The organism is Roseateles sp. (assembly GCF_046300915.1).
Lineage (GTDB): Bacteria > Pseudomonadota > Gammaproteobacteria > Burkholderiales > Burkholderiaceae_C > Kinneretia.
On the sequence record NZ_JBKCLH010000098.1, the window covers coordinates 1 to 24,174 of the forward strand.

Here is a 24,174-nt window from a genome sequence, read left to right on the forward strand (position 1 = left end):
GGCACTTGCACGATCTCCAGCAAGGCAGCTCCATGCAGGGCCGCCCATAGCGTCTGGGTCTGCAGGGCGCGCTCCGCCGACGCGCGGGGCCCCAGCAAAGCCTCCAGCTGCGCGAACACTGCCGGCGGCGACCCACCCCCACCACTATCGTTTGATGATGCTGGCGTGCAGCGAGGCGCCGCCGGCAGTGTTCGCGCAGCTGGAGGCTTTGCTGGGGCCCCGCGCGTCGGCGGAGCGCGCCCTGCAGACCCAGACGCTATGGGCGGCCCTGCATGGAGCTGCCTTGCTGGAGATCGTGCAAGTGCCGGCCGGAGGGCTGGACTGGGCGCCACTGGAGGCGCGTGCAGACGCCTTGATCCGCCTGCTGGAGCGCGGACTGACACCCCAGCCGCCCCGCGGCAGCAGGTCTTAGCGCGTGCCGCTCAGCGCGGGCATCTGCAGCCGCTTGTAGTAACGAGCCGTGCTGTGCAGCCGGCCATCGGCACAGCTGTCGTAGTCCGGAACCTCACCGGCACGTTGCCAGCCCAGATGCACATAGACGGCCTCGGCCTGGGAGCCCGTGGCGGTGTCCAGCACCAACAGGGTGCGCCCCTGCTGCAGGGCGGCGCATTCCACGCTGGTCATGAGCTGGCTGGCAATGCCGCGACCGCGTGCGCGGCTGTGCACCATCAGGCCCTGGACTTCACCGCGGTGGTGGGCATTCGCGTGGGGGCAGAGGGAAAGCTGCGCCACGCCTTGCAGCTGCGGGGGGCGGCCATCCCCATCCTCCCCGCCCTCGCAGGCAATCCAGAGGCTCAGATGCGGGCCCAGCCGGGCAAACACACCATGCCAGTAGTCCATGGCGGCATAGCGAGACAGCGGCGCGAGAAAGCCCAGAGTGGCGCCCTGGTGCACGCCGTCGGTGAGCAGATCGCACAGGGCCGGCAGCCATTGCAGATCGCGCGAGCTCAGGCGCCGGATATCGGGGCGAGGGCGCGCCTGCAAGGCGGCGGGCAGAGCGGGACGTGTGCTCTTGCTGAGGGTGCTGCGCTCGTAGCGAGGCACGCCCAGGCCCAGTTCGATCAGGGGTGCGGAGGCGGAGGTGGTGGAATTCGCGGTACGGAAGAACATGGCAGGACTGCTCGGTAAAGCCAGGGTCTGATCAAGCCGACGCGCTTGTGAATCACGCCGGCACCGCACAGGCTGATGCAAATGGCATGCCAGCCCCGCCGGGCCGGCCCGCGCTACTGCTCGGCGCCGGGTTCTGCCGCCAAACCGCCACCGCCGCTGCGGCGGGCGCCGCGCAGGGCGGCATCGGCCCGGCGCAGCAAGTCCTCGATGTCGCGGTCACCGTGACGCAGCCGGGCCCAGCCGGCGCTGTAGCTCAGTGCCTGTTCCGGCTGCTCCGGCGCTGATTCGCGCAGGGCCAGCGTCAGGCGCTGATGCAGGGCCTGGGGGCCCTGGTCCTCGCTGCGGGCCAGCAGCACCGCGAAGCACTCCTCGTCCACCCGCGCCAGCAAATCGCCTGGGCGCAGCTGGGCTTCCAGGCAGTGGGCGAAACGCTGCAGCAGGCGTTCGACCTGTTCCGCCCCCTGCTGCTCGCCCAGGGGCTTGAGCCCGTCGGGCGAGAACAGGCTGAGCAGCAGGGGCTCCTGGTAGCGGCGTGCCATGGCCATCATGTCCACGGCTCGCTCGGTGAAGGCGCGGCGATTGGGCAGGCCGGTGAGGGTGTCGCTCTGCACGCGACGCACAAAAGCCGCCTCGATTTCTCCGCGCCAGGCGACGAGCACCGAGGCCAGGCTCAGCACCAGGGCCACATTGCTCAGCACCGCGGCCAGCACATTGACCGGATGGGGGCTGTAGAAGCTGGGGTAGGCGGCGGTGTCGAAGGCCGCCAGGGCGCCGCGCCAGAAGGTCAGCACGGCCAGCAGCAGCAGGCAGACCAGCAGCAGGCCGCGCCAGCGCCGGCTGCGGCGTGTCAGCGCGGGCTCTTGGTTCCGAAGTGGCCGAGCCAGCAGGGCGCAGAGCCAGAGCAGCTGCAGGCCGAAGCCGGCATTGCTGACGCCCACCCTCAAGGCGTAGCTGTCGTAGAGCAGGGCGTAAGCCAGGGCGATGAGGGCCGGCAGCGCCAGCATCAGACGCCGGCCGCGGGCTGCGCCCAGCCAGCAGCCCAGGGCCAGCCACAGGGCGCTGAGCGAGGCGCTGATCAGGGCCATGGCCAGGGTTCCCAGCATTCGCTCGGCCACCATGGCGGCCGAGAGCAGGGCCAGCCAGCCCGCGCCCTGCAGGCCCATGGAGAGCTGGGCCAGGCGGGCGCCCTGGCTGGCCGCACGCCAGCCCATCAGCAGGGGCAGCAGCAGCGCCAGGGCCAGGGCCTGGATGACCAGCAGGCTGAACAGGGTGGCGATGTCCAATTGCATGATGGCGCCGGTCTCCTCGGGCTAGAGGCTCAGAGCTTACTGGAAGGCCACCTCCGCGAAGCTGCGCAGCTTGCGGCTGTGCAGCTGATCGGGCCCCTGGGCGCGCAGCAGCTCGACGGCGCGCAGGCCGATGCGCAGATGCTGGTCCACGCGCTCGCGGTAGAACTGGTTGGCCATGCCGGGCAGCTTGATCTCGCCGTGCAGGGGCTTGTCCGAGACGCACAGGAGCGTGCCGTAGGGTACGCGGAAGCGGAAGCCGTTGGCCGCCAGGGTGGCGCTCTCCATGTCCAGGGCCACGGCACGGCTCTGGCTGAAGCGGCGCTCGGGGCCGGGGTAGGGCAGCAGCTCCCAGTTGCGGTTGTCGGTGGAGGCCACGGTGCCGGTGCGGAAGATGTGCTTGAGCTCGGCGCCCTTCAGGCCCGTGACCTGGGCGACCGCGGCCTCCAGGGCCAGCTGGATCTCGGCCAGGGGCGGAATGGGCACCCACAGGGGCAACTCCTCGTCCAGCACATGGTCCTCGCGCACATAGGCATGGGCCAGCACATAGTCGCCCAGGGCCTGGCTGTTGCGCAGGCCGGCGCAGTGGCCCAGCATCAGCCAGGCATGCGGGCGCAGCACCGCGATATGGTCGCTGATGGTCTTGGCATTGGCCGGGCCCACGCCGATGTTCACCATGGTGATACCGCTGCGGTCGCGGCGGACCAGGTGGTAGGCCGGCATCTGGGGCAGGCGGGGCAGGGCCTGGCCCAGGGCATCGATGTCCTCGGCGGGCAGGCCCACGCGGCGGGTGACGAGATTGCCGGGTTCCACGAAGGCGATGCAGTCGTCGTGCTCATCCGGTGCGGCCGGATCGGGCGCGCGCTGCATCAGGCCCTGGCCCAGGCGGCAGAACTCGTCGATGTAGAACTGGTAGTTGGTGAAGAGCACGAAGTTCTGGAAGTGCTCGGGCGAGCAGCCGGTGTAGTGGCGCAGGCGGTGCAGGGAGTAGTCCACCCGCGGCGCGGTGAACAGGGCCAGGGGCTCGGGCGCGCCGGGGGCGCTGCGGTGGGTGCCGTTGGCAATGCCGTCGTCCATCGCCGCCAGGTCGGGCAGGTCGAATACATCACGCATCAGCAGGCGGCGTTCGGCGCTCAGGCTGCCCTCCACATGCTCATGCTCGGACAAGGCAAAGTGCAGCGGGATGGGCTGGGTGCTGCTGCCCACCTCCAGGGCCTGGCCGTGGTTGTCCAGCAGCAGCTGGAACTGTTCGCGGAAGTAGTCGCCGAAGAGGTCGGGACGGGTCAGCGTGGTTTCGTAGACCCCGGGCCCGGCAACGAAACCGTAGGCCAGATGCGAGGGCGGCTGGGCGCGTGCCACGGTGTCGGTGCGCAGGCGCACAAAGGGGTAGCAGGCGCGCACCGGCCCGATGTCATCGCCGGCCACAAAGCGCTGCAGGGCCTCGCGCAGGCAGGCCGTACCGGCGGCATGGATCTGCTGGGCCCGGTTCAGCGCGGCCTGGGCATCAAGGAAGGACTCGGGAGCGAAGAAGGGCGCCTGCAGCGCCTGGGCACGGGTGGCTGTCATGGGGCCATTGTGAACCGGCCCCGTGAAGCGCGCGCTACTTGAGCGGGATGGGCGTGGCGCGGTCCACCGGCACCGCGGTCACGCTGTTCTGGGGCGAGCCTTCGATCAGGCGCTCCGAGTAGGTCAGATAGACCAGGGTGTTGCGCTTGGGGTCCACCATGCGCACGATGCGCAGGCGCTTGAACACCAGGGAGGTGCGTTCGCTGAACACCTCTTCCTGCTTGGGCAGGGCTTTCTCGATCACGATGGGCCCCACCTGGCGGCAGGCGATGGAGGCCTCGCTCTTGTCCTCGGCCAGGCCCAGGGCGCCCTTGATGCCGCCGGTCTTGGCGCGCGAGACAAAGCAGGTCACGCCCTGCACCTTGGGGTCGTCATAGGCGTCGACCAGAATCTTGTGGTCGGGACCGATCCATTTGAAGACCGTATCCACCTCGCCAATGGGATCGGCCCGCACGCAGGCCGCCAGCAGGCCCAGGCCCGCAAGCAGGGTGCAGCCCAGGGCTGCCGGACGCCAGGCCGATGAAGAGCACAGGGACTTGAGGCGGGCGCTTGAATTCATGTGGTGACCAAGAGACAACTCGGGCCTCGACCATAACGCAAGCGCTGACGGCGCGGCGCAGGGCCGCGGCTTGCTCGCCCCAAGCGCTCAGAGCCCGCGCTGCAGCAGCAGACCTCGGCGGCGAGCCAGATCGAGGGCGCAGCCACCGTTGCGAACCGCGTGATAGCCCAGTTGGCGCAGCAGCCCCAGCGCCTGCTCGGCCCGAGCGCCCGTGGCGCAGTACAGCAGGATGGGCGTGTCCCGGTCCGGCACCCGGATCAGCACCTCGTGCGCCAGCCGCGGCAGCGGCAGGCAATGGGCCCCCGGCAGATGCCCATTCATGAACTCCGCGTAGGAGCGCACATCGATCAGAAGGGCGTCATCGTCGTGCGCCTCGGGATGGACATGTTCGCCTTCCCAGGGCAGGGGCGCGAGTTCGGCCTCGCGGGGCAAGAGTTCAGACATCCAGGCCATGAGGTACTCCTTGGCAGATGGGTCTGCCTATGGTGCAGGCTGGCCGGCGGCTTGTACAGCCCGCGACTGCATCACCCTGGCGCTCTCGCGCGGCGGCTGAGCCTCGACATCACCGCCTGCCCGCTGCCAGAGCCAGGCCAGGCCGGCACGCACATCGCCGCGCGAGCCCGCGGCCTCGGCACTCTCCATGCGTTCCAGACCTTGCGGCGTCTCCCGGGCCACCACAAAGCTGAAGACATAGTGCGGTTCCTGGCCCATGCGCAGATCGCTGATGCGCACCAGGCCGGCCCCGTCGCGCTCCAGCTTGACGAAGCCGTCGCTGAAGCGGGTGAGGGTCTGGACCGGGGCGTGCTCACGCAAGGCCTCCTGAAGCTCGGCGCCGCGCGGATAGGACTGAAAGCGCAGCGGCCCGGGCGCGTCCAGCAGGGAATGAAAACCTTCCAGATAGCCCTCGGGCGTCAGGGCCACGATGCGCCACAGCACGGTGTTGAAGGGGCTGGGCGTGACCAGCAGGGCCTGGACCTTCTGGTCGGCCAGCTGTTCCCGTGCCAGGCGACTGACATGCTGCTGGGCCAGGGCGCTCCAGGCCAGATAGGCGCAGGACAGCAGCAGGCCCGCCGCGTTCCAGCGCAGCGCATGGCTGCCGTTGCGCAGGGCCAGCCCGGTGCCGATCAAGAGGGGCAGGGTGTAGAGCGGGTCGATGATGAAGATGCTGCCCAGGCCCAGGGGCTCGCTGGAGAAGGGGCGCAAGAGCTGGGTGCCGTAGATGGTCATCCAGTCCAGCAGCGGGTGGGTGATCAGGGTCAGCCAGGTGGCGAGCACCCAGCGGCGCAGATGTTGACGCTCACCCAGCAGCCAGGCCAGGGCCGTGCCCAGCGGCGCGGCCAGCAGGCTGAGCCAGAACAGGGCATGGCTGTCCGCTCGGTGCAGCACCATATTGCTGAGCGCGTCACCATGGTCGATCAGGGCATCCAGATCGGGCAGGGTGCCGCAGGCGGCACCCCAGAGGGCGGCTTTCCACAAGGCCGTGCGGCGGCCCATGACGGCCACGCTGACAGCGGCACCCAGGGCGATTTGGGAGACTGAGTCCATGGGCGCGAATTCTGCCCAGGCCCGGCAGGCCGGCGCACGCGCGGGGGCTTTGCGGTGGCGCCAATGGCGTATGCTGCGCGCCCCTGTTCACCGCCTGCCCCGCCATGTCCGACGCCGACGACCGCCCCATCATCCAGGAAGCCCGCCTCTGGCAGGACGAGCGCTGGACCGCGCGCGTGATCAAGAACGAGGACGACGAAGGCTGGGCCGTGGCCATGACCCTGGTGGGCGAGAGCGAGCCGGCCCTGGTGGGGCCCTGGACCATGGGGCGGGACAAGAAGAACCCCAAGCCCCTGGATGTGAATGCCTTCAACACCCTGGTGAAGACCGCCTCCGAGGTGCTGCGCCGCCATGAGCAGCAGCTGCATGCCCAGCTGCACCAGAGCCTGCGCGTGCATGTGGGCGAGCAGGTGCTGGAGGTGTGCCTGGACATCGTGCCCGACGAGCTGGAGCCCTATGCCCTGCTGAGCGCCCGCGCCCCGGGCGAGGACGAGGTCCTGGCCCAGGTCAAGGTGCGGCCGAACTACAAGCTCAGCCGCGCCAGCGCCACGGCCTGGGTGGAGGGCGGCTTCCAGCGCCCGGCCTGATCACATGCTGCGGCGGTACTGGCCGCCCACCTCGAACAGGGCGCTGGTGATCTGACCCAGGGAGCAGACGCGCACCGCGTCCATCAGCACCTCGAAGACATTGCGGTTCTCGATCACGGCCTGCTGCAGGCGCTGCAGCATGGCCGGGCCGTCTGCCGCGTGGCGCTGGTGGAAGTCGGCCAGGCGGCTGAGCTGGCTCTGCTTTTCTTCTTCGGTGGAGCGGGCCAGCTCGATGTGCTCGGGCACCGGGTCGCCATGCGGGTTGCGGAAGGTGTTGACGCCGATGATGGGGTACTCGCCGGTGTGCTTGAGCATCTCGTAGTGCAGGCTTTCCTCCTGGATGCGGCCGCGCTGGTAGCCGGTCTCCATGGCACCCAGCACGCCGCCGCGCTCGGCGATGCGCTCGAACTCCTGCAACACCGCTTCTTCCACCAGCTCGGTCAGCTCCTCGATGATGAAGGCGCCCTGGCTGGGGTTCTCGTTCTTGGCCAGGCCCCACTCGCGGTTGATGATGAGCTGGATGGCCATGGCGCGGCGCACGCTCTCCTCGGTGGGCGTGGTGATGGCCTCGTCGTAGGCGTTGGTATGCAGGCTGTTGCAGTTGTCGTAGATCGCGATCAGGGCCTGCAGGGTGGTGCGGATGTCGTTGAAGGCGATTTCCTGGGCGTGCAGGCTGCGGCCGCTCGTCTGGATGTGGTATTTCAGCTTTTGCGAGCGCTCGTTGGCGCCGTACTTGTCGCGCATGGCCACGGCCCAGATGCGGCGCGCCACGCGGCCCAGCACGGTGTACTCCGGGTCCATGCCATTGCTGAAGAAGAAGCTCAGATTGGGCGCGAAGTCGTCGATGTGCATGCCGCGCGCCAGATAGGCTTCCACAAAGGTGAAGCCGTTGGAGAGCGTCAGCGCCAGCTGGCTGATCGGGTTGGCGCCCGCCTCGGCGATGTGATAGCCGGAGATGCTCACCGAGTAGAAGTTGCGCACATTGTGGTGCACGAAGTACTCGGCGATATCGCCCATCACCTTGAGCGAGAACTCGGTGGAGAAGATGCAGGTGTTCTGGCCCTGGTCTTCCTTCAGGATGTCGGCTTGCACGGTGCCGCGCACATTGGCCAGCACCCAGTCCCGGATCTTGGCGGCCTCGTCGGCCGTGGGGGCGCGGCCGTTGTCGGCGCGGAACTTGTCCAGCTGCTGGTCGATGGCGGTGTTCATGAACATCGCCAGGATGGTGGGCGCCGGCCCGTTGATGGTCATGGACACGCTGGTCGTGGGGCTGCAGAGGTCGAAGCCGTCGTACAGCACCTTCATGTCTTCCAGCGTGGCGATGGACACGCCGGAATTGCCCACCTTGCCGTAGATGTCCGGGCGCGGGTCGGGGTCGGCGCCATAGAGCGTGACCGAGTCGAAGGCGGTGGACAGGCGCTTGGCCGGCATGCCCTCGGACACCAGCTTGAAGCGGCGGTTGGTGCGGAAGGCATCGCCCTCGCCGGCAAACATGCGGGTGGGGTCCTCGCCCTCGCGCTTGAAGGCGAAGACGCCGGCCGTGTAGGGGAAGCTGCCCGGCACGTTCTCCAGCAGCAGCCATTTGAGCAGCTCGCCATGGCACTCGTACTGCGGCAGCACCACCTTGCGGATCTTGGTGCCGGAGAGGCTGGTGTGGATGAGGCTGGTGCGAATCTCCTTGTCGCGGATCTTCACCACGTACTCGTCGCCGGCATAGGCCTTCTGCATATCGGGCCACTGGGCCAGCAGCTGGGCATTGGCGGGCAGCAGCTGCTGTTCGCGGCCCTGGGCCAGCTCGCCCAGGGCGCTGACGGCGCCGTTTTTGCCGGGGTTGTCGGCCTGCAGCATGGCAATAGAAGCCCGCAGCTGCTGAGCTTCGCGCGCGAGGCGGGCCTGGGCGCGGGCGGACTTCTTGTAGCCACGCACCGTGTCGCTGATCTCGGCCAGGTAGCGCACGCGCGCGGCCGGCACGATGGGGGTCTGGTGGGTGCTGTGGCGGGTCTGCACCGCGGGCAGGCGGCCCTCGGCAACGTTCAGGCCCAGCTCGGCCAGGCGGGCTTTCAGGGCCTGGTAGAGCGCGGTGACACCGTCGTCATTGAAGCGGCTGGCCATGGTGCCGAAGACCGGCATCTCCTCGGGCCGCTTGCCCCAGGCTTCCTTGTTGCGTTGCACCTGCTTGGCCACATCGCGCAGGGCATCCAGCGCGCCCTTGCGGTCGAACTTGTTGATGGCCACGAACTCGGCGAAGTCCAGCATGTCGATCTTCTCGAGCTGGCTGGCGGCGCCGAACTCGGGCGTCATCACATACATGGGCACATCCACATGCGGGACGATGGCGGCGTCGCCCTGGCCAATGCCCGAGGTCTCCACGATCACCAGGTCAAAGCCCGCCACCTTGGCCGCGGCCACCACATCGGGCAGGGCCTGGGAAATCTCGCTGCCGAAGTCGCGCGTGGCCAGGCTGCGCATGAAGACGCGGGCGCCGTTCTGCCATGGGCTGATGGCGTTCATGCGGATGCGGTCGCCCAGCAGGGCGCCGCCGCTCTTGCGGCGCGAGGGGTCGATGGAGATCACGGCCACGCGCAGCTGGTCGCCCTGGTCCAGGCGCAGACGGCGGATCAGCTCGTCGGTGAGGCTGCTCTTGCCCGCGCCGCCGGTACCGGTGATGCCCAGCACGGGCGTCTTGATCTGCCCCGCCGCGGCCTGCAGCTGGGCCACCAGGGCCGCATCGGCCTTGCCGTTCTCCAGCGCGGTGATCAGGCGGGCCAGGGCGCGCCAGGCGTCCTGACCGTGGCCGCGGATGGCGTCCAGCGACTGCGGCGCGGCTTCGGAGAGATCGCGGTCGCAGCGCATGACCATCTCGCCGATCATGCCTTGCAAGCCCATGCGCTGGCCGTCCTCGGGGCTGTAGATGCGCACGCCGTGCTCATGCAGGTCGCGGATCTCGGCCGGCACGATCACGCCGCCGCCGCCGCCGAAGACCTGGATGTTCTCGCCGCCGCGCGCGCGCAGCAGTTCCACCATGTACTTGAAGTACTCGACATGGCCACCCTGGTAGCTGCTGATGGCGATGCCCTGCACGTCTTCCTGCAGCGCGGCGTTCACCACCTCGTCCACCGAGCGGTTGTGGCCCAGATGGATGACCTCGGCCCCCATGCTCTGCAGGATGCGCCGCATGATGTTGATCGCGGCGTCATGGCCGTCGAACAGGCTGGCGGCCGTCACGAAGCGCACCTTGTTGGCGGGACGGTACTCGGCCAGGGCCTTGTACTCGGCGGACAGATCGGTCATGGCTTGTCTCCTGCGTGGGCGGCTCGGGGCGGCCACGGCCACGCTGTCTTTCTAGCAGCAGTGATGACCGGATTCTAGGGTTCGATTGACGTTTACGTAAACGTCAGTTTGCGTGGGGGTATGCGCAGAATCCGCCGGCATGGCGGCCAAGCAGCTTCGGCAGCCGGTGTTGCAGCTGCCTCAGCTCAGGCGAAAGCGGCTCATCAGCTCCGACAGGCGTAGCGCCTGATCCTTGAGCGAGGCGGCGGCTGCCGCGCTCTGCTCCACCAGGGCCGCGTTCTGCTGGGTCATCTGGTCCAGCTCGCCCACCGTGCCGTTGACCCGCTGGATACCGCCGCTCTGCTCGCTGGCCGCAGCACTGATCTCGCCGATGATGTCGGAGACGCGCTGCACGCTGGCCACGATCTCGTCCATGGTGCTGCCGGCGTTCTGCACCAGGCGCGCGCCGGTCTCCACCCGTTCCACGCTGCTGCCGATCAGGGCCTTGATCTCGCGCGCGGCCTCTGCACTGCGCTGTGCCAGGCTGCGCACCTCGCCGGCCACCACGGCAAAGCCGCGCCCCTGCTCACCGGCACGCGCCGCTTCCACGGCGGCATTGAGCGCCAGGATATTGGTCTGGAAGGCAATGCCGTCGATGACGCCGATGATGTCGGCAATCTTCTTGGAGCTGGTGTTGATCTCGTCCATGGTGCTGACGACCTGACCCACCACGGCCCCACCGCGCTGCGCCACTTCGGCGGCGCTGCCCGCGAGCTGTTTGGCATTGCCGGCAGCATCGGCGCTATGGCTCACGCCCTCGGTCAGCTCTCCCATGGCGCTGGCGGCCTGCTGCAGATTGCTGGCGGTCTGCTCAGTGCGCTGACTCAGATCCAGATTGCCGCTGGCCACCTCGGCACTGGCGGTTTGAATGCTCTCCGAGGCCTCGCGCACCTGCCCCACGATCTGGGCCAGCGAGTGTTGCATCTCGCCCAGGGAGTGCAGCATCTGAGCCGCCTCATCGCTGCCCACCACCGGGCGTGCCGGGCTGAGATCACCCTTGGCCATGCGGGCCGCGAAACCGCGGGCTTCCATCAGCGGGGCGACCACGGAGTGCGAGATGCGCCAGGCGAGCACGGCACCCAGGGCGCAGCAGGCGAGAAAGGCCAGAACCAGGCCGCCCAGCAGGCGGCTGACCAGGCTGTCGACCTGTGAAAAGACCTCGCTGGAGCTCTGGCTCAGCGTGGACTCTATGCCCATCAGCATGGCCAGGGCCGGCTCGAAGGCGGCGTCCGCCTGCTTCATCTCGGTCATGGCCTCTTTGGCCTCCGGGTAGCCGTTGTCCAGCAGGGTCTTGGCGACCGGGGCCACGGCCTTGCGATAGGCCGCAATATGGTCGCGGAATTTGCGCAGATTGGCCTGCTGCTCCTCGCTTCTGGCCAGCGCGCCGAACTCGTCCATGGCCTTGTCCAGCCCTTGCTGGGCGTCGAGCCAGGCTTTCTGGTAGCGCGCCATATCCTCGTTGTTGAAGATGGAGGCCACCAAGCCATTGCTCGCGGCGCGGCTCTCGATCAGCCGGGTGCGTGCGGCGACGGTCACATTGTTGGCCGGGATCAGCTGCTGGGTGATGCCTTGCAAGGCCTTGTGCGCCACGCGCAGGCCGAAACCGCCTAGTCCCGCCAGCAGCGCGGCCATCAGCAGGAGGATGCTGAAACCCAGCAGCAGCCGGGGGCGTATGTTCAGATCGCGCAGGCGCAGGGACATGGAAGTTCCTCTATCTCGTTCAAGCTTCTGGGTGGTGAGAGGCGCGCTCAGCCCAGTCTGAAGGTGGCGACCACCTCGGACAGGCGCTGAGCCTGATCCTTCAGTGACTCCGCCGCAGCGGCACTCTCTTCCACCAGGGCCGCATTTTGCTGGGTCATCTGGTCGAGCTGGTTCACCGCCGTGTTGATCGTGCTGATGCCCTGGCTTTGCTCGCCCGCCCCGGCTCCAATCTCGGCAATGATGTCGGCCACGCGCTGCACGCTGGCCACGATCTCGCTCATGGTGCTGCCGGCGTCCTGCACCAGGCGGGTGCCTGCTTCCACCCGTTCCACGCTGTTGCCGATCAGCGCCTTGATCTCGCGCGCCGCCGAGGCCGAGCGCTGGGCCAGGCTGCGCACCTCGCCGGCCACCACGGCAAAGCCGCGACCCTGCTCGCCAGCACGTGCGGCCTCCACGGCCGCGTTCAGGGCCAGGATATTGGTCTGGAAGGCGATACCGTCGATGGTGCCGATGATGTCGGCAATCTTCTTGGAGCTGGTGTTGATCTCGCCCATGGTGCTGACCACCTGCCCCACCACGGCGCCGCCCCGTTGCGCCACCTCGGCCGCGCTCGTGGCCAGCTGATTGGCGGTGCCTGCAGCGTCGGCGCTCTGGCGCACGGCACCGGTGAGCTGGCTCATGGAGCTGGCGGTCTGCTGCAGATTGGAGGCGGTCTGCTCGGTGCGGGTGGAGAGGTCGGCGTTGCCGCTGGCGATCTCGGCGCTGGCGGTCTGGATGCTGTCGGCGCTGTGCCGCACCTCGGACAGGGCCCGTGCCAGCGCCTCGCGCATGGCGGCCAGGGCTCGCTGCACCTCGCCGATCTCGTCGCTGCGCTGGCTGGCCGACGCGGGGGCCAGATCGCCCGAGCCGATGCGCTCGGCTTCGCGCACCAACTCGCGCAAGGGCGTGGCAATGGAGCGCACCAGATAGGCCGTGGCCACGCCCAGGGCCAGCACGATCAGCCCCATGGCCCCCGCCACGATCCAGACGGTGCGCATGCGCTGGGCACCGGCCTGCTCGCGCAGCTCGTCGGAGCGCTCCTGCTGCAGCTTCACAAAGTCTGCCTGCGCATCCAGATAGGTGACGATGGCAGGCTGCATCTTGCTCTGCAGCACTTGCAGCGAGGCCTCGGCCTGGCCTTCGCTCTTGAGCTTGCTGGCCTCGTTGCGGATGGCGATATAGCTCTTGCGGGTGTCGGCGATGCGGGCCATCACGGCCTTCTCGGGCTCGGAGCTGGCCAGGGCCTCCAGTTCCTTTTGGATCTCGGAGATGGTGGCCGTGGTGGCATCGATCTGGGGCTTGAGAGCCGTCGCCACGGCCGGATCACTGCTGAGCAGGCCCGCCGTGGCACGGGTTGCGTTCGACTCGGTCAGACCACGCCAGCGCAAAGCCAGCTCGAACTTGCGCTGCTGCTGCGCCTGCGTCGTCTGCGCCTCGGCCTGCAGCTGGGACGTGCGGCTCGCTGAGACCGCCGTCATCAGCAGCACCATCAGAGCCAGGCCTGCAACCGGCAACCAGAGCTTGGTGGTGATCGAGAGCGCTTTCATGGCCTGTCTCCTTTGTCATTGCTGTTGGTGGACATCGCGGGCGGGCCTGGCCCGAGCGCACGCAGCCCTATCGTGTTGTATCGGCCCGAGCCGGGCCAGCTTGAGGCTCTGTTAGGCTGTGGGCACTGCCCCAGCTCCTCAATATTTCACGCCATGAGCTTTCTGGCCATCGATATCGGCAACACGCGTCTGAAGTGGGCGCTTTATGCCTCCCCGCAGCCCGGCGCGGCCGTGCTGGCCCATGGCGCCGAGTTTTTGGAGAACGTCGAACGCCTGGCCGAGCGCGGCTGGCAGAACCTGCCGCAGCCGCCCCGCACCATGCTGGGCTGCAATGTCGCCGGAGACGCGGTGCGCCGCCGCGTGGAAGAACAGATGGAGCTCTGGGACGTGGAGCCGCGCTGGGTGGTCTCCGGCGCGCAGGCGGGTGGGGTGATCAATGGCTATGACCATCCGGGTCGGCTGGGTGCCGATCGCTTTGTGGCTCAGATCGGGGCGCGGCACCATGTGCTGGCGCGTGGCCCGGCTCGCGCCTGTCTGGTGGTGATGGTGGGAACGGCCGTGACCGTGGACGCGATAGACGCCCAGGGCCGCTTTCTGGGCGGGCTGATCTTGCCGGGGCACGGCATCATGCTGCGAGCCCTGGAGGGGGGGACGGCTGGCCTGCGGGTGCCCACGGGCGAGGTGCGCGAGTTCCCCACCAACACCTCGGACGCGCTGACCAGCGGTGGCAACTTCGCGATCACCGGCGCCATCGAGCGCATGCACCGCCACCTGGCCAAGCGGGCGGGCCATGAGCCCCTGACCCTGATGACCGGCGGTGCCGGCTGGAAGGTCTCGCCGGCTCTGGACATTCCCCACGAGCTGATCGAGACCTTGATCTTCGACGGCATCCTGACCCTGCAGGCTCACCGGCTGGCGCTCTGATCCGGGGCGGGCGCCCCGCTCGCTCAGAGGACTCAGAGAATGAAGCGGCTCAGATCCTCGTTGCGCGCCAGTTCTCCGAGCTTGGCATCCACCGCTGCGCCGTCCAGGGTCAGGGTCTGACCGGCATGCTTGTGGGCGTCGAAGCTGATCTCGTCCAGCAGGCGCTCCATGACGGTGGCCAGGCGGCGCGCGCCGATGTTCTCGGTACGCTCGTTCACCTCAAAGGCGATCTGGGCCAGGCGGCGTATGGCGTCGGCGCTGAGCTGCAGATCCAGGCCTTCGGTGGCCAGCAGGGCCTGGTACTGCTTGACCAGGCTGGCGTGGGTGCTGGTGAGAATGGCCTCGAAGTCTTCCACCGACAGGGAGCCGAGCTCGACGCGGATGGGGAAGCGGCCCTGCAGCTCGGGGATCAGATCGCTGGGCTTGCTCAGGTGGAAGGCGCCGGATGCGATGAAGAGCATGTGGTCGGTCTTGACCATGCCGTACTTGGTGTTGACCGTCGTACCTTCCACCAGCGGCAGCAGATCGCGCTGCACGCCCTGGCGCGAGACATCGGCGGTGCTGCCGCCGTGGTCGGAGCGGCTGGCCACCTTGTCGATCTCGTCGATGAAGACGATGCCGTTCTCCTGCGCGTTGTGCAGGGCGGCGGTCTTGATCTCGTCCTCGTTGACCAGCTTGCCGGCTTCCTCGTCCACCAGCAGCTTCATGGCCTCGCCGATCTTGAGCTTGCGCGACTTGCGCTTGGCACCGCCCATCTGGGCGAACATGCTCTTGAGCTGCTCGGCCATTTCCTCCATGCCCTGGGGGCCAAGGATTTCCATGCTGGGCTTGGCCTCCAGCACGTCGATCTCGATCTCCTTGTCGTTCATGGTGCCCTCGCGCAAGCGCTTGCGCATGAGCTGGCGGGTGCTGTTGTCCGGATCGCTGCCGGGCACCAGGGCGTCAAGCACGCGTTCCTCGGCGGCATCCTCCGCCCGGGTGCGCTGCAGTCGCATCTGGCGCTCGCGCTCCTGCTTGATGGCCACATCCATCAGATCGCGGATGATGGCGTCCACATCCTTGCCCACATAGCCCACTTCGGTGAACTTGGTGGCCTCCACCTTGATGAAGGGCGCATCGGCCAGCTTGGCCAGGCGGCGCGCGATCTCGGTCTTGCCCACACCGGTGGGGCCGATCATCAGGATGTTCTTGGGCGTGATCTCGGCACGCAGCTTCTCATCCACCTGCTGGCGGCGCCAGCGGTTGCGCAGGGCAATGGCCACGGCACGCTTGGCGGCGTTCTGGCCGACGATATGGCGGTCGAGTTCGGAGACGATCTCCTGCGGGGTCATGCTCATCGGCTTCAGTCCAGCGTCTCGATGGTGTGATTCAGATTGGTGTAGATGCAGATCTCGCCGGCAATGGTGAGGGACTGCTTCACGATATCGGCCGCGCCGAGCTCGCTGTGGTTGAGCAAGGCCTTGGCGGCGGCCTGGGCGTAGGCGCCGCCGGAGCCTATGGCCACGATGCCCTGCTCGGGCTCCAGCACGTCGCCGTTGCCGGTGATGATGAGGGAGGCCGAGCGGTCGGCCACGGCCAGCATGGCCTCCAGGCGCCGCAGCACGCGGTCGGTGCGCCAGTCGCGGGTCAGCTCCACGGCGGCCCGCACCAGATGGCCCTGGTGCTTCTCCAGCTTGGCCTCGAAGCGTTCGAACAGGGTGAAGGCATCGGCCGTGGCGCCGGCAAAGCCGGCCAGCACCTGCTCGCGGTAAAGCTTGCGCACCTTGCGCGCGCTGGACTTGACGACGATATGACCCAGGGTCACCTGGCCGTCGCCGCCTATGGCCACCTGGCCATTGCGCCGCACCGAAACGATGGTGGTGCCGTGATACACCGGCGCCTGCTGTTGGGAGGAAGAGGAATCCATAGCGGCTCCAGATGGGGGCCCCGCCCGCAGTTTCAACCACCGCCGTTTCGGATCGCACGAACACCACGGATCCGGCTCCGCCGGTCCGTTGGTGTTGCCCCCTTCGAGGGGGCGGCCGCAGGCCGTAGGGGGAGGGCTAGTTCAGTCGGACCTTGATCCGCGCATGCTCATCAATGCCCATGGCGCCGAAGAACAGCGAGACCAGGCGATGGGTATCGGTGAAGGTCACGCTGCGGTTTTCGCTGCGGCGCGCCAGCACCCAGTTGAGCAGATCGCCGGCCGCCATGAAGTCCAGGCGAATCAGGCGCGAGCAGGCAATGGTGATCTGGGTGGCCGCGCGCAACTCCGCGCTCATCAGGCGCAGAGTCTCGCTGATGTCCCCGCTGAGCTGGCCGCTCAGCTCCAGCTGCACGCTGCTGGGCAGGCCGCCCGGGTCGGTGATGCTGGATTCCAGGAAGCTGGTGGAGTGCTCGCTGCCTTGGGTCACCGTGGGCGCGGGTGGGGAACTGGTGGACAGGGTCAGGCCGCTGACGCGCACCCGGCAGCTGGTCTTTTCCCAGGAGGGCGGCGACACCTCATAGGTCACGCAGTAGTCGATGGCGGCTTCGTCGAACTGATCGGGTCGGTTCACCAGGCGCAAGGCCTCCAGGCGCAGCATCCACAGCGCCGGATCCACGTCGCGGTTGCCCACCGGGGCCAGTTCCTTGAGCAGCTGCAGCAGGTGGTCGCCCGCCAGCCAGCGCATATCGACCTGCTGGCTTGCCCAGGCGCGGAAGAGTTCGCGCAGCTTGGCGCCGCCTTCGGTGTCCAGCTGCTTCAGCGGCGCCCAGTCCAAGACCCAGGGCATGGGGTGGTTCTGGGCGCGCTTGGCCAGCAAGGCCACGGCCTCGGCATCCAGATACTCGGGCGCGGCCCAGGCCACGCCTCCGGCGCTGCCCATGGGCGCGCGCTCCTTGCTCAGGCTCTCGGCAACGAGCTTGGGCAGGGAGAACCACTGGGGTGCCGAGAGACCGAAAAGCTGGGCGTAGTCCACGGCCAGGGCCTCGAACTTGGACTGCTGGGCCGTGGCCCGGTACAGGTCGAAGAGCACCAGCCAGGTTTCCGGGTGCAGGTGGCGCGGACCGGCCTTGTCCACCAGACTCAGCAGGCCGCGCTCGCAGGACTCGTAGTCGGCATTCGCGAATGCGATGACCATCTCGTCCAGCTCGGAGTCATGGATCAGCTCGGCCACCTCCACGGCCGCATCCTCGGCGACGCGGAAGCTCAGTGGCGCAGGTGCAGGCACTGGGACAGGTGCCGGCGCGGGTGCCGGTGTGGGGGCGGGCACATGCACCGCCGTCAACGTCGGCACGCTGGGTAGACGGCTGGGCTTGGCATCCGAGAGCGGGGGCAGGCCGCCGCCCATGACCGCGGCCGCCGGGGCGGGGGGTGTGTCCCGCCATTCCAGGGTGGCTCCGGGCCGTTCCGAGGCCCGAGGCTCGTCCGGCACGGTCGCCTCGAAATGCACCGGCCGGGTGCTGGTCTCGAAGAAGCCGGGAGGATGTGAGGCGCCGGACATCTGCGTGGGAGCGAAACTTTCGCCCACCATCTGCTGCTCGATCTGGTCGATCTTGGCCTTGACCCCGTGGTCGATCTTGGAATTGAGCCCGCTGTTGGCGCGCTCCATCTCGTCGATGCGTGAAGAGCTGCCCAGGGCCGCCAGCTGTTCCGGGCTCAGGCCTTCCCGGCGTATGCGGCGCAGCATGTCCAGCTCGCGCTTGCGCACGAAGTCATTGCGGCGCTTGCGCTCGACCATGGCGCGCAACTCGGCCTTGGCGAGATCCCCCTCGGGATCGTCCTGACGCGAATTGATCTCGGCCCAGTCCGTGGTCGGATTCGCGACAAAGCGCGCGACCTTGCGCAGAAAACTCTCGCTGTCTTTCGGTTCTGACATTCGCGCTGGACCTGGACCTGGGTTGATGGGGCGCTGATTGGCGGAACTGAACCCTAGCCAGCGGCGCCCGAGGATCCGGCTTTGCCGGTCCAAGGGGCGCGCCCCCTTGAGGGGGCGGCCGAAGGCCGTAGGGGGGGAGTCACATCAATCCCCGAACATTTTCTGCTTGAGTTCGCGGCGCTGCTGGGCTTCGAGCGAGAGCGTGGCCGTAGGGCGGGCGATCAGACGGCCCAGACCGATGGGTTCGCCGGTCTCATCGCAGTAGCCGTACTCGCCGTTGTCCAGGCGGGCCAGGGACTGCATGATCTTCTTCAGCAGCTTGCGCTCGCGGTCGCGGGTGCGCAACTCCAGGGCGTGCTCTTCCTCGATGGTGGCGCGGTCGGCCGGGTCGGGCACGATGGAGGTGTCTTCGCGCAGATGCTCGGTGGTTTCTCCGGCGTTGGACAGCAAGCCGTCCTTCAGCTCATTGAGCTTGGCGCGGAAGAACTCGATCTGCTTGTCATTCATGTACTCCGACTCGGGCATGGCCAGCACTTCGGCATCGGTCAGCTCGTGGCCGGACTTGGTTTTCCAAGCATTGGCGAGTTTCGGGTCGGCCTTGACGGCGCTTTTGGACGTTTCAATCACGGGCGTACTCATGGATCGCGTGGGCGGCTTGGGAGGGGCAAAACGGTCGGTAAAGCGGCTGCCGCCAGTGTGTGAGGACGAGGTAGTTGCCGCCTCCAGGGTGGCGACGCCGGCGCTTTCCGCCTCCGGGGCCGGGGCCTCGGACTTGGCAGCGCCCTTGGCCGCCTTGATGGCCGTCTTGGCCAGGGCGGGTTTGGGGGCCGGTGTCTTGCTCACGTCGGAGTCTCCTCGCGTTACCTCGAAAGAGGTCTTATACCTGCGTCGGACGGGCCGGATGCCGGGGCATGCCGACCCTCGGGGTGGCTCGGGCGGGGCGGATTGTAGCCATGCTCACCTCTCACGGTGCTGACGCCGCCCCGGACTCAGGCCAGGCAGCCTTCCAGCCCCTGCAGCAGGATGTCCTTGGGCAGGTCGATCCCGATGAAAACCATTTTGCTCTGCTTTTTCTCGTTTGGCAGCCACTTCGGACCCAGGTCGGAGCCCATCAGCTGGTGCACGCCCTGGAAGATCACTTTTTTGTCCGTGCCCTTCATGTGCAGCACACCCTTGTAGCGCAGCATCTTGGGGCCGTAGACCTGCACGATGGCGCCCAGGAAGTCTTCCAGCTTGGCCGGGTTAAAGGGCTTGTCAGACCGGAAGACGAAGGACTTCACATCATCGTCATGGTGGTGATGGTGCGGGTGGTCGCAGTGCTCACCATGCTCATGGTCGTGATCATGGTCATGGTGGTGATGGTCGTGCGCGTCCGCGTTCAGGAAATCGGGGTCGATCTCCAGCTTGGCGTTGAGGTTGAAACCGCGCAGGTCGAAGACGCTGGCAATGTCCACATTCCCGAAGTGGACGCGCTGCTGGGGCGCGCGCGGGTTCATGTGCTTGATGCGGTGGGCCAGTGCGTCCGCCGCTGCGGCGTCCACCAGATCGGTCTTGCTGATGAAGATCTGGTCGGCAAAACCGATCTGACGGCGCGCTTCCTGGCGGGTGTTGAGCTGCTCCTCGGCATGCTTGGCGTCCACCAGGGTCAGGATGGAGTCCAGCAGATAGCTCTCGGCGATCTCGTCATCCATGAAGAAGGTCTGGGCCACGGGGCCGGGGTCGGCCAGGCCGGTGGTCTCGATCACCACGCGCTCGAAATCCAGCTCGCCGCGGCGCCGCTTGGCGGCCAGCTCGCTGAGCGTGGTGCGCAGATCTTCGCGGATGGTGCAGCAGACGCAGCCATTGCTCATCTGGATGATCTGCTCATTGGTGTCGGCCACCAGGATGTCGTTGTCGATGTTCTCCTCGCCGAACTCGTTCTCGATCACGGCGATCTTCTGGCCATGGGCTTCGGAGAGCACACGCTTGAGCAGGGTGGTCTTGCCCGAGCCCAGGAAGCCGGTGAGGATGGTGGCGGGGATCAGGCCCGGGGAGCTGGTCGATGACATGTTGATATAGAGGCTTGCTGCTGTGGCGAATCTGCCGCCCGAGACCCGGCTCAGGGGGGGCGGCTGACTGTGGTGCAAGAGGGTAGCACTGTCAATGGGTTATTCTGTGGGGCTACCCAACTACGACACCCACTCCGTGTCCGAACCTCAGCCTAGTAGGCCCCGCGGGGGCCACAAAAGTGCCGCCGCCGAAGGCCGCGGCCCAGCGCCACGCAAACTCCTGGACCGCATGCTGGACTTCCTGCATCCGGGTCCGGACTCCACGAGCGAGCTGATCGAAACCCTGGCCGAGGCCGAGCAGCGCGAGCTGATCGCGCCCGAGTCGCGGCAGATGCTGGAAGGCGTGCTCCACATGGCCGGGCTCTCGGCCGGCGATGTGATGGTGGCCGCGCCGCGCATGGATTTGCTGGACATCGAGTCGCCCTACGAGGAGCTGCTCGCCCAGGTCATACGCGCCGGCCATTCGCGTTTTCCGGTTTTCGAGGGGCAGCGCGAGAACATCATCGGCATTCTGCTGGCCAAGGACCTGCTCAAGCTGCAGCGTGCGCCCGAGCTCAATCTGCGTGCGCTGCTGCGGCCCATCGTCTTTGTGCCGGAAAGCAAGAACCTCAACGAGTTGCTGCGTGACTTCCGCTCCAACCGCAATCACCTGGCGATCGTGATCGACGAGTTCGGCAATACCGCTGGCCTGGTCACCATCGAGGATGTGCTGGAAGAGATCGTCGGCGAGATCGAGGACGAGTTCGACGACAAGGACGGCGTGTCCGGCATCTACACCCTGGCCGATGGCAGCCAGCGCGTGGCCGGCGATGCGCAGATCGCCGCCGTCAACCAGTCTTTCGGCACCAGCCTGCCCGAGGACGAGTTCGACACCATCGGCGGTCTGGTAGCCCATGAGCATGGTCGGGTGCCGCGCCGCGGCGAGACCCTGGAGGTGGGCGGCCTGCAGTTCTCGGTGATGCTGACGCGTGGAGGCGCGGTGCGCTGGTTCAAGGTCACGCGCGCGGTCCAAGAAGAGAATTGATGCTGCGTTTTCCCCATGCCTTGCTGGCGGCCCTGGTCGCCGGCGTGTTGCACACCGCCTCCTTTGCGCCGCTGGAATACTGGTGGCTTCAGATCCTGGCCCTGGCCTGGCTGGCCCATCTGAGCTGGAATGCCGGCCCGCGCCGGGCTGCCTGGCTGGGCGGGGCCTTCGGTTTTGGCTGGCTGGCCTCGGGCCTGTGGTGGCTGCACATCAGCATGCACCAGTTTGGCGGCCTGCCCTGGCCGGTGGCGGCCCTGGCCGTGGCCTTGCTGGCGGCATTTCTCAGCCTGTACTACGCCGGAGCCCTGGCCCTGGCGGCGCGTCTGCGCCAGCGCAACCCCGCCTGGCATGCCCTGACCTGGTCCGCCTGCTGGCTCTTGGCCGAGCTGGCGCGCGCCACGCTGCTCACCGGTTTTCCCTGGCTGGCCAGCGGCTATGCCCATACCGAGGGCCTGCTCGCGCCCTGGGCGCCCTGGATCGGCGTCTATGGCATCAGCGCCCTGGCGGCCGCTTGTGCCGCGGCCTTTGCGGCCCTGGGGCGCCATGCTTGGCAGCCGGCGGCGGTGGCCATAGCCCTGCTGGCCCTGGGCCAGCTGCTGCCGCAGAACTTCACCCGCGAGACCGGTGTTCTGCGCGTCTCCCTGGTGCAGCCTGCCGTGGCCCAGGACCAGAAGTTCGACCCCGAGCGCATGCAGGCTCATTTGGAGCAGCTGACGCAGCAGGTCGAGCGGGCGCGGGGGCAGGTGGTGGTCACGCCCGAGTCCGTGGTGCCCATTCCCGCGGCCTTCCTGGACCCCGGCTATGTGCAGCGCCTGGAGGCCGTGGGCGCCCAGCGGCCGGTGCTGCTGGGCACCTTTCTGGGTAACAGCCAGGACGGCTATGTGAACTCCCTGCTGGCCTTTGGCGGCGCAGAGCCCTACGCCTATGGCAAGCGCCACCTGCTGCCCTTTGGTGAGTTCATTCCGCCGGGCTTTGGCTGGTTCGTCCGCGCCATGTCCATTCCCATGGACGACCAGGCGCGTGGCCAGCATCAGCGGGCCTTTGCCGTGGCGGGGCAGCGCCTGCGCCCCCTGATCTGCTACGAGGATCTGTTCGGCGAAGACTTCGTGGACAGCGTGCGCGGGCCCGAGGCCGCCACGGTGCTGGTGAATGTGAGCAACTTGGCCTGGTTCGGCACGGTCATGGTGCTGGACCAGCATCTGCAGTTCTCCCGCATGCGGGCCCTGGAGTTCCAGCGCCCGGTGGTGCGCGCCACCAACACCGGGGCGACCGCCGTGGTGGATCATCGGGGCCGCACCCTGGCCCTGCTGCCGTCGGCTCAAGCCGCCACGCTGGAGGCTCCGGTGCAGGGCCGCCTGGGCGAGACGCCCTATGCCCGCTGGCTGGGCGCCCTGGGCCTGTGGCCGCTCCTGATCGCCGCCCTGCTTCCCCTGGGTCTGGCGATCTGGAGGCGGCGACGGTAAGTGCGCGTCCCATAAAATAAAAACCGTCAACCTCTCACCAACCGGCCTGAATCCATGCTGAGCTTCCAGCAAATCATCCTGACCCTGCAGGACTATTGGTCCAAGCAGGGCTGCGCGCTCCTGCAACCCTACGACATGGAGGTGGGGGCCGGCACCAGCCACACCGCCACCTTTCTGCGCGCCCTGGGCCCGGAACCCTGGAAGGCCGCCTATGTGCAGCCCAGCCGCCGCCCCAAGGACGGCCGCTATGGCGAGAACCCCAACCGCCTGCAGCACTACTACCAGTTCCAGGTGGTGCTCAAGCCCGCGCCGGCCAACTTCCTGGAGCTGTACCTGGGCTCGCTGGAGGCTCTGGGCTTCGACCTCAAGAAGAACGATGTGCGCTTCGTCGAGGACGACTGGGAGAATCCCACGCTCGGCTGCTGGGGCCTGGGCTGGGAGGTCTGGCTCAATGGCATGGAAGTGACCCAGTTCACCTATTTCCAGCAGGTGGGCGGCATCGACTGCAAGCCCATCACCGGCGAGATCACCTACGGCCTGGAACGCCTGGCCATGTATCTGCAGGGCAAGGAGTCGGTCTACGACCTGGTCTACACGGACGGTCTGACCTATGGCGATGTGTTCCACCAGAACGAGGTGGAGCAGAGCACCTACAACTTCGAGCACAGCGATGTGGACTTCCTGCTGCAGGCCTTTGCCGCGCACGAGAAGCAGAGCCAGCTCCTGATGGGCGAGCAGCTCGCCCTGCCGGCCTATGAGCAGCTGCTCAAGGCCGGTCACACCTTCAATCTGCTGGACGCCCGCGGCGCCATCTCGGTGACCGAGCGCGCCGCCTATATCGGTCGCATCCGCAATCTGGCCCGCGCCGTGGCCCAGAGCTATGTGGACAGCCGCGCGCGCCTGGGCTTCCCCATGGCGCCCAAGGCCTGGGCCGATGAAGTCACCGCCCAGATTGCAAAGAAGAACGAGAAGAAGGCCGCCTGAGTCATGACCAGCGACACCCACAACCTGCTCGTCGAACTCTTCGTCGAGGAACTGCCCCCCAAGGCGCTCAAGAAGCTGGGCGACAGCTTTGCCGGCGTGCTGGCCGAGAGTCTGCGTGCCCAGGGCCTGGCCACGGCCGAGTCCCAGGCCACGGCCTATGCCTCGCCGCGCCGCCTGGCCCTGCATCTGAGCGGCGTGGCCGCCAAGGCCGCCGACCGCAGCGAGACCAAGAAGCTGGTGCCCGTGAGCGTGGGCCTGGACGCGAGCGGCCAGCCCACCCAGGCCTTGATCAAGAAGCTGGCCTCCCTGGGGCTGGGCGCCGAGCAGGCTGCCCAGGCTTATCGTGAGATGGACGGCAAGGCCGAGGCCCTGTTCATCCAGACCACGGTGGCCGGCGCCACCCTGGCCGAAGGCCTGCAGAAGGCCCTGGAGGAGAGCCTGGCCAAGCTGCCCATCCCCAAGGTCATGAGCTACCAGCTGGCCGACGGCTGGAGCGATGTGAAGTTCGTGCGCCCGGCCCATGGCCTGGTGGCCCTGCATGGCCGCGAGATCGTGCCGGTGGGCGTGCTGGGCCTGAGCGCCGGCCGCGAGACCCGTGGCCATCGCTTCGAGTCCGCCGTGG

The 24,174-nt window shown here is 67.7% G+C and carries 21 protein-coding genes; 7 read left to right on the forward strand and 14 right to left on the reverse strand.

Going from position 1 to position 24,174, the window contains the following annotated elements; all coding sequences use genetic code 11:
* Nucleotides 1–154: 154 nt before the first annotated feature.
* Complete coding sequence (locus ACK5F2_RS07375) at nucleotides 155–412, forward strand: hypothetical protein (RefSeq protein ID WP_409863826.1); 258 nt, start codon at nucleotides 155–157, stop codon at nucleotides 410–412.
* Here ACK5F2_RS07375 and ACK5F2_RS07380 read toward each other — a convergent pair.
* From ACK5F2_RS07380 to ACK5F2_RS07405, 6 genes are all read right to left on the reverse strand, one after another.
* Complete coding sequence (locus ACK5F2_RS07380) at nucleotides 409–1,110, reverse strand: N-acetyltransferase family protein (protein ID WP_409863827.1); 702 nt, start codon at nucleotides 1,108–1,110, stop codon at nucleotides 409–411. The genes ACK5F2_RS07375 and ACK5F2_RS07380 overlap by 4 nt on opposite strands.
* A gap of 113 nt (nucleotides 1,111–1,223) precedes the next feature.
* Nucleotides 1,224–2,399, reverse strand: a complete 1,176-nt coding sequence (locus tag ACK5F2_RS07385) for a GGDEF domain-containing protein (RefSeq protein ID WP_409863829.1) — start codon at nucleotides 2,397–2,399, stop codon at nucleotides 1,224–1,226.
* Nucleotides 2,400–2,435: 36 nt separating this feature from the next.
* Complete coding sequence (locus ACK5F2_RS07390) at nucleotides 2,436–3,962, reverse strand: AMP nucleosidase (RefSeq protein WP_409863830.1); 1,527 nt, start codon at nucleotides 3,960–3,962, stop codon at nucleotides 2,436–2,438.
* Between the two features lie 34 nt (nucleotides 3,963–3,996).
* Complete coding sequence (locus ACK5F2_RS07395; RefSeq protein WP_409863831.1) at nucleotides 3,997–4,521, reverse strand: CreA family protein; 525 nt, start codon at nucleotides 4,519–4,521, stop codon at nucleotides 3,997–3,999.
* A gap of 87 nt (nucleotides 4,522–4,608) precedes the next feature.
* Nucleotides 4,609–4,974, reverse strand: a complete 366-nt coding sequence (locus ACK5F2_RS07400) for a rhodanese-like domain-containing protein (RefSeq protein WP_409863832.1) — start codon at nucleotides 4,972–4,974, stop codon at nucleotides 4,609–4,611.
* A gap of 27 nt (nucleotides 4,975–5,001) precedes the next feature.
* On the reverse strand, nucleotides 5,002–6,066 hold the full coding sequence (locus tag ACK5F2_RS07405; RefSeq protein ID WP_409863833.1) for a metal-dependent hydrolase: 1,065 nt from the start codon (nucleotides 6,064–6,066) through the stop codon (nucleotides 5,002–5,004).
* A gap of 104 nt (nucleotides 6,067–6,170) precedes the next feature.
* Between ACK5F2_RS07405 and ACK5F2_RS07410 the strand changes: the two genes are divergently transcribed.
* On the forward strand, nucleotides 6,171–6,653 hold the full coding sequence (locus tag ACK5F2_RS07410; protein ID WP_409863834.1) for a hypothetical protein: 483 nt from the start codon (nucleotides 6,171–6,173) through the stop codon (nucleotides 6,651–6,653).
* Here the strand turns inward: ACK5F2_RS07410 and icmF are convergent, their stop codons facing one another.
* The 3 genes from icmF to ACK5F2_RS07425 all read right to left on the reverse strand — a co-directional run bounded on the left by icmF (nucleotide 6,654) and on the right by ACK5F2_RS07425 (nucleotide 13,270).
* The gene (icmF, locus tag ACK5F2_RS07415; RefSeq protein WP_409863835.1) at nucleotides 6,654–9,944 is read right to left on the reverse strand and encodes a fused isobutyryl-CoA mutase/GTPase IcmF; all 3,291 of its coding nucleotides are present in this window, start codon (nucleotides 9,942–9,944) and stop codon (nucleotides 6,654–6,656) included.
* A 180-nt stretch (nucleotides 9,945–10,124) separates the two neighbouring features.
* Nucleotides 10,125–11,684: a methyl-accepting chemotaxis protein gene (locus ACK5F2_RS07420; RefSeq protein WP_409863836.1), complete on the reverse strand. Its 1,560-nt coding sequence runs from the start codon at nucleotides 11,682–11,684 to the stop codon at nucleotides 10,125–10,127.
* Nucleotides 11,685–11,731: 47 nt separating this feature from the next.
* Nucleotides 11,732–13,270, reverse strand: a complete 1,539-nt coding sequence (locus tag ACK5F2_RS07425) for a methyl-accepting chemotaxis protein (RefSeq protein WP_409863837.1) — start codon at nucleotides 13,268–13,270, stop codon at nucleotides 11,732–11,734.
* A 153-nt stretch (nucleotides 13,271–13,423) separates the two neighbouring features.
* Between ACK5F2_RS07425 and ACK5F2_RS07430 the strand changes: the two genes are divergently transcribed.
* Nucleotides 13,424–14,194, forward strand: a complete 771-nt coding sequence (locus tag ACK5F2_RS07430; protein ID WP_409863838.1) for a type III pantothenate kinase — start codon at nucleotides 13,424–13,426, stop codon at nucleotides 14,192–14,194.
* Between the two features lie 32 nt (nucleotides 14,195–14,226).
* Here the strand turns inward: ACK5F2_RS07430 and hslU are convergent, their stop codons facing one another.
* The 5 genes from hslU to ACK5F2_RS07455 form a co-directional block, all read right to left on the reverse strand.
* Nucleotides 14,227–15,531: an ATP-dependent protease ATPase subunit HslU gene (hslU, locus tag ACK5F2_RS07435; protein ID WP_409863839.1), complete on the reverse strand. Its 1,305-nt coding sequence runs from the start codon at nucleotides 15,529–15,531 to the stop codon at nucleotides 14,227–14,229.
* A gap of 5 nt (nucleotides 15,532–15,536) precedes the next feature.
* Nucleotides 15,537–16,100 carry an ATP-dependent protease subunit HslV gene (gene hslV, locus ACK5F2_RS07440; RefSeq protein ID WP_409848348.1) on the reverse strand — a complete coding sequence of 188 codons (564 nt, stop codon included), beginning with the start codon at nucleotides 16,098–16,100 and terminating at the stop codon, nucleotides 15,537–15,539.
* A gap of 136 nt (nucleotides 16,101–16,236) precedes the next feature.
* The gene (locus ACK5F2_RS07445; protein WP_409863840.1) at nucleotides 16,237–18,033 is read right to left on the reverse strand and encodes a hypothetical protein; all 1,797 of its coding nucleotides are present in this window, start codon (nucleotides 18,031–18,033) and stop codon (nucleotides 16,237–16,239) included.
* Nucleotides 18,034–18,177: 144 nt separating this feature from the next.
* Entirely contained in the window at nucleotides 18,178–18,876 is a 699-nt protein-coding gene (gene dksA, locus ACK5F2_RS07450) for an RNA polymerase-binding protein DksA (protein WP_409863841.1), read from the reverse strand.
* A 146-nt stretch (nucleotides 18,877–19,022) separates the two neighbouring features.
* Entirely contained in the window at nucleotides 19,023–20,081 is a 1,059-nt protein-coding gene (locus ACK5F2_RS07455; protein WP_409863842.1) for a CobW family GTP-binding protein, read from the reverse strand.
* 229 nt (nucleotides 20,082–20,310) lie between these two features.
* Between ACK5F2_RS07455 and ACK5F2_RS07460 the strand changes: the two genes are divergently transcribed.
* The 4 genes from ACK5F2_RS07460 to ACK5F2_RS07475 all read left to right on the forward strand — a co-directional run.
* Nucleotides 20,311–21,105: an HlyC/CorC family transporter gene (locus tag ACK5F2_RS07460; RefSeq protein WP_409863844.1), complete on the forward strand. Its 795-nt coding sequence runs from the start codon at nucleotides 20,311–20,313 to the stop codon at nucleotides 21,103–21,105.
* Nucleotides 21,105–22,568 carry an apolipoprotein N-acyltransferase gene (gene lnt, locus ACK5F2_RS07465; protein WP_409863845.1) on the forward strand — a complete coding sequence of 488 codons (1,464 nt, stop codon included), beginning with the start codon at nucleotides 21,105–21,107 and terminating at the stop codon, nucleotides 22,566–22,568. The genes ACK5F2_RS07460 and lnt overlap by 1 nt, the downstream gene beginning before the upstream one ends.
* A 54-nt stretch (nucleotides 22,569–22,622) precedes the next feature.
* Nucleotides 22,623–23,552 carry a glycine--tRNA ligase subunit alpha gene (glyQ, locus tag ACK5F2_RS07470; protein WP_409863846.1) on the forward strand — a complete coding sequence of 310 codons (930 nt, stop codon included), beginning with the start codon at nucleotides 22,623–22,625 and terminating at the stop codon, nucleotides 23,550–23,552.
* A 3-nt stretch (nucleotides 23,553–23,555) separates the two neighbouring features.
* Nucleotides 23,556–24,174: glycine--tRNA ligase subunit beta (locus ACK5F2_RS07475; protein ID WP_409863848.1), on the forward strand; the 619-nt coding region annotated here is incomplete at its 3' end.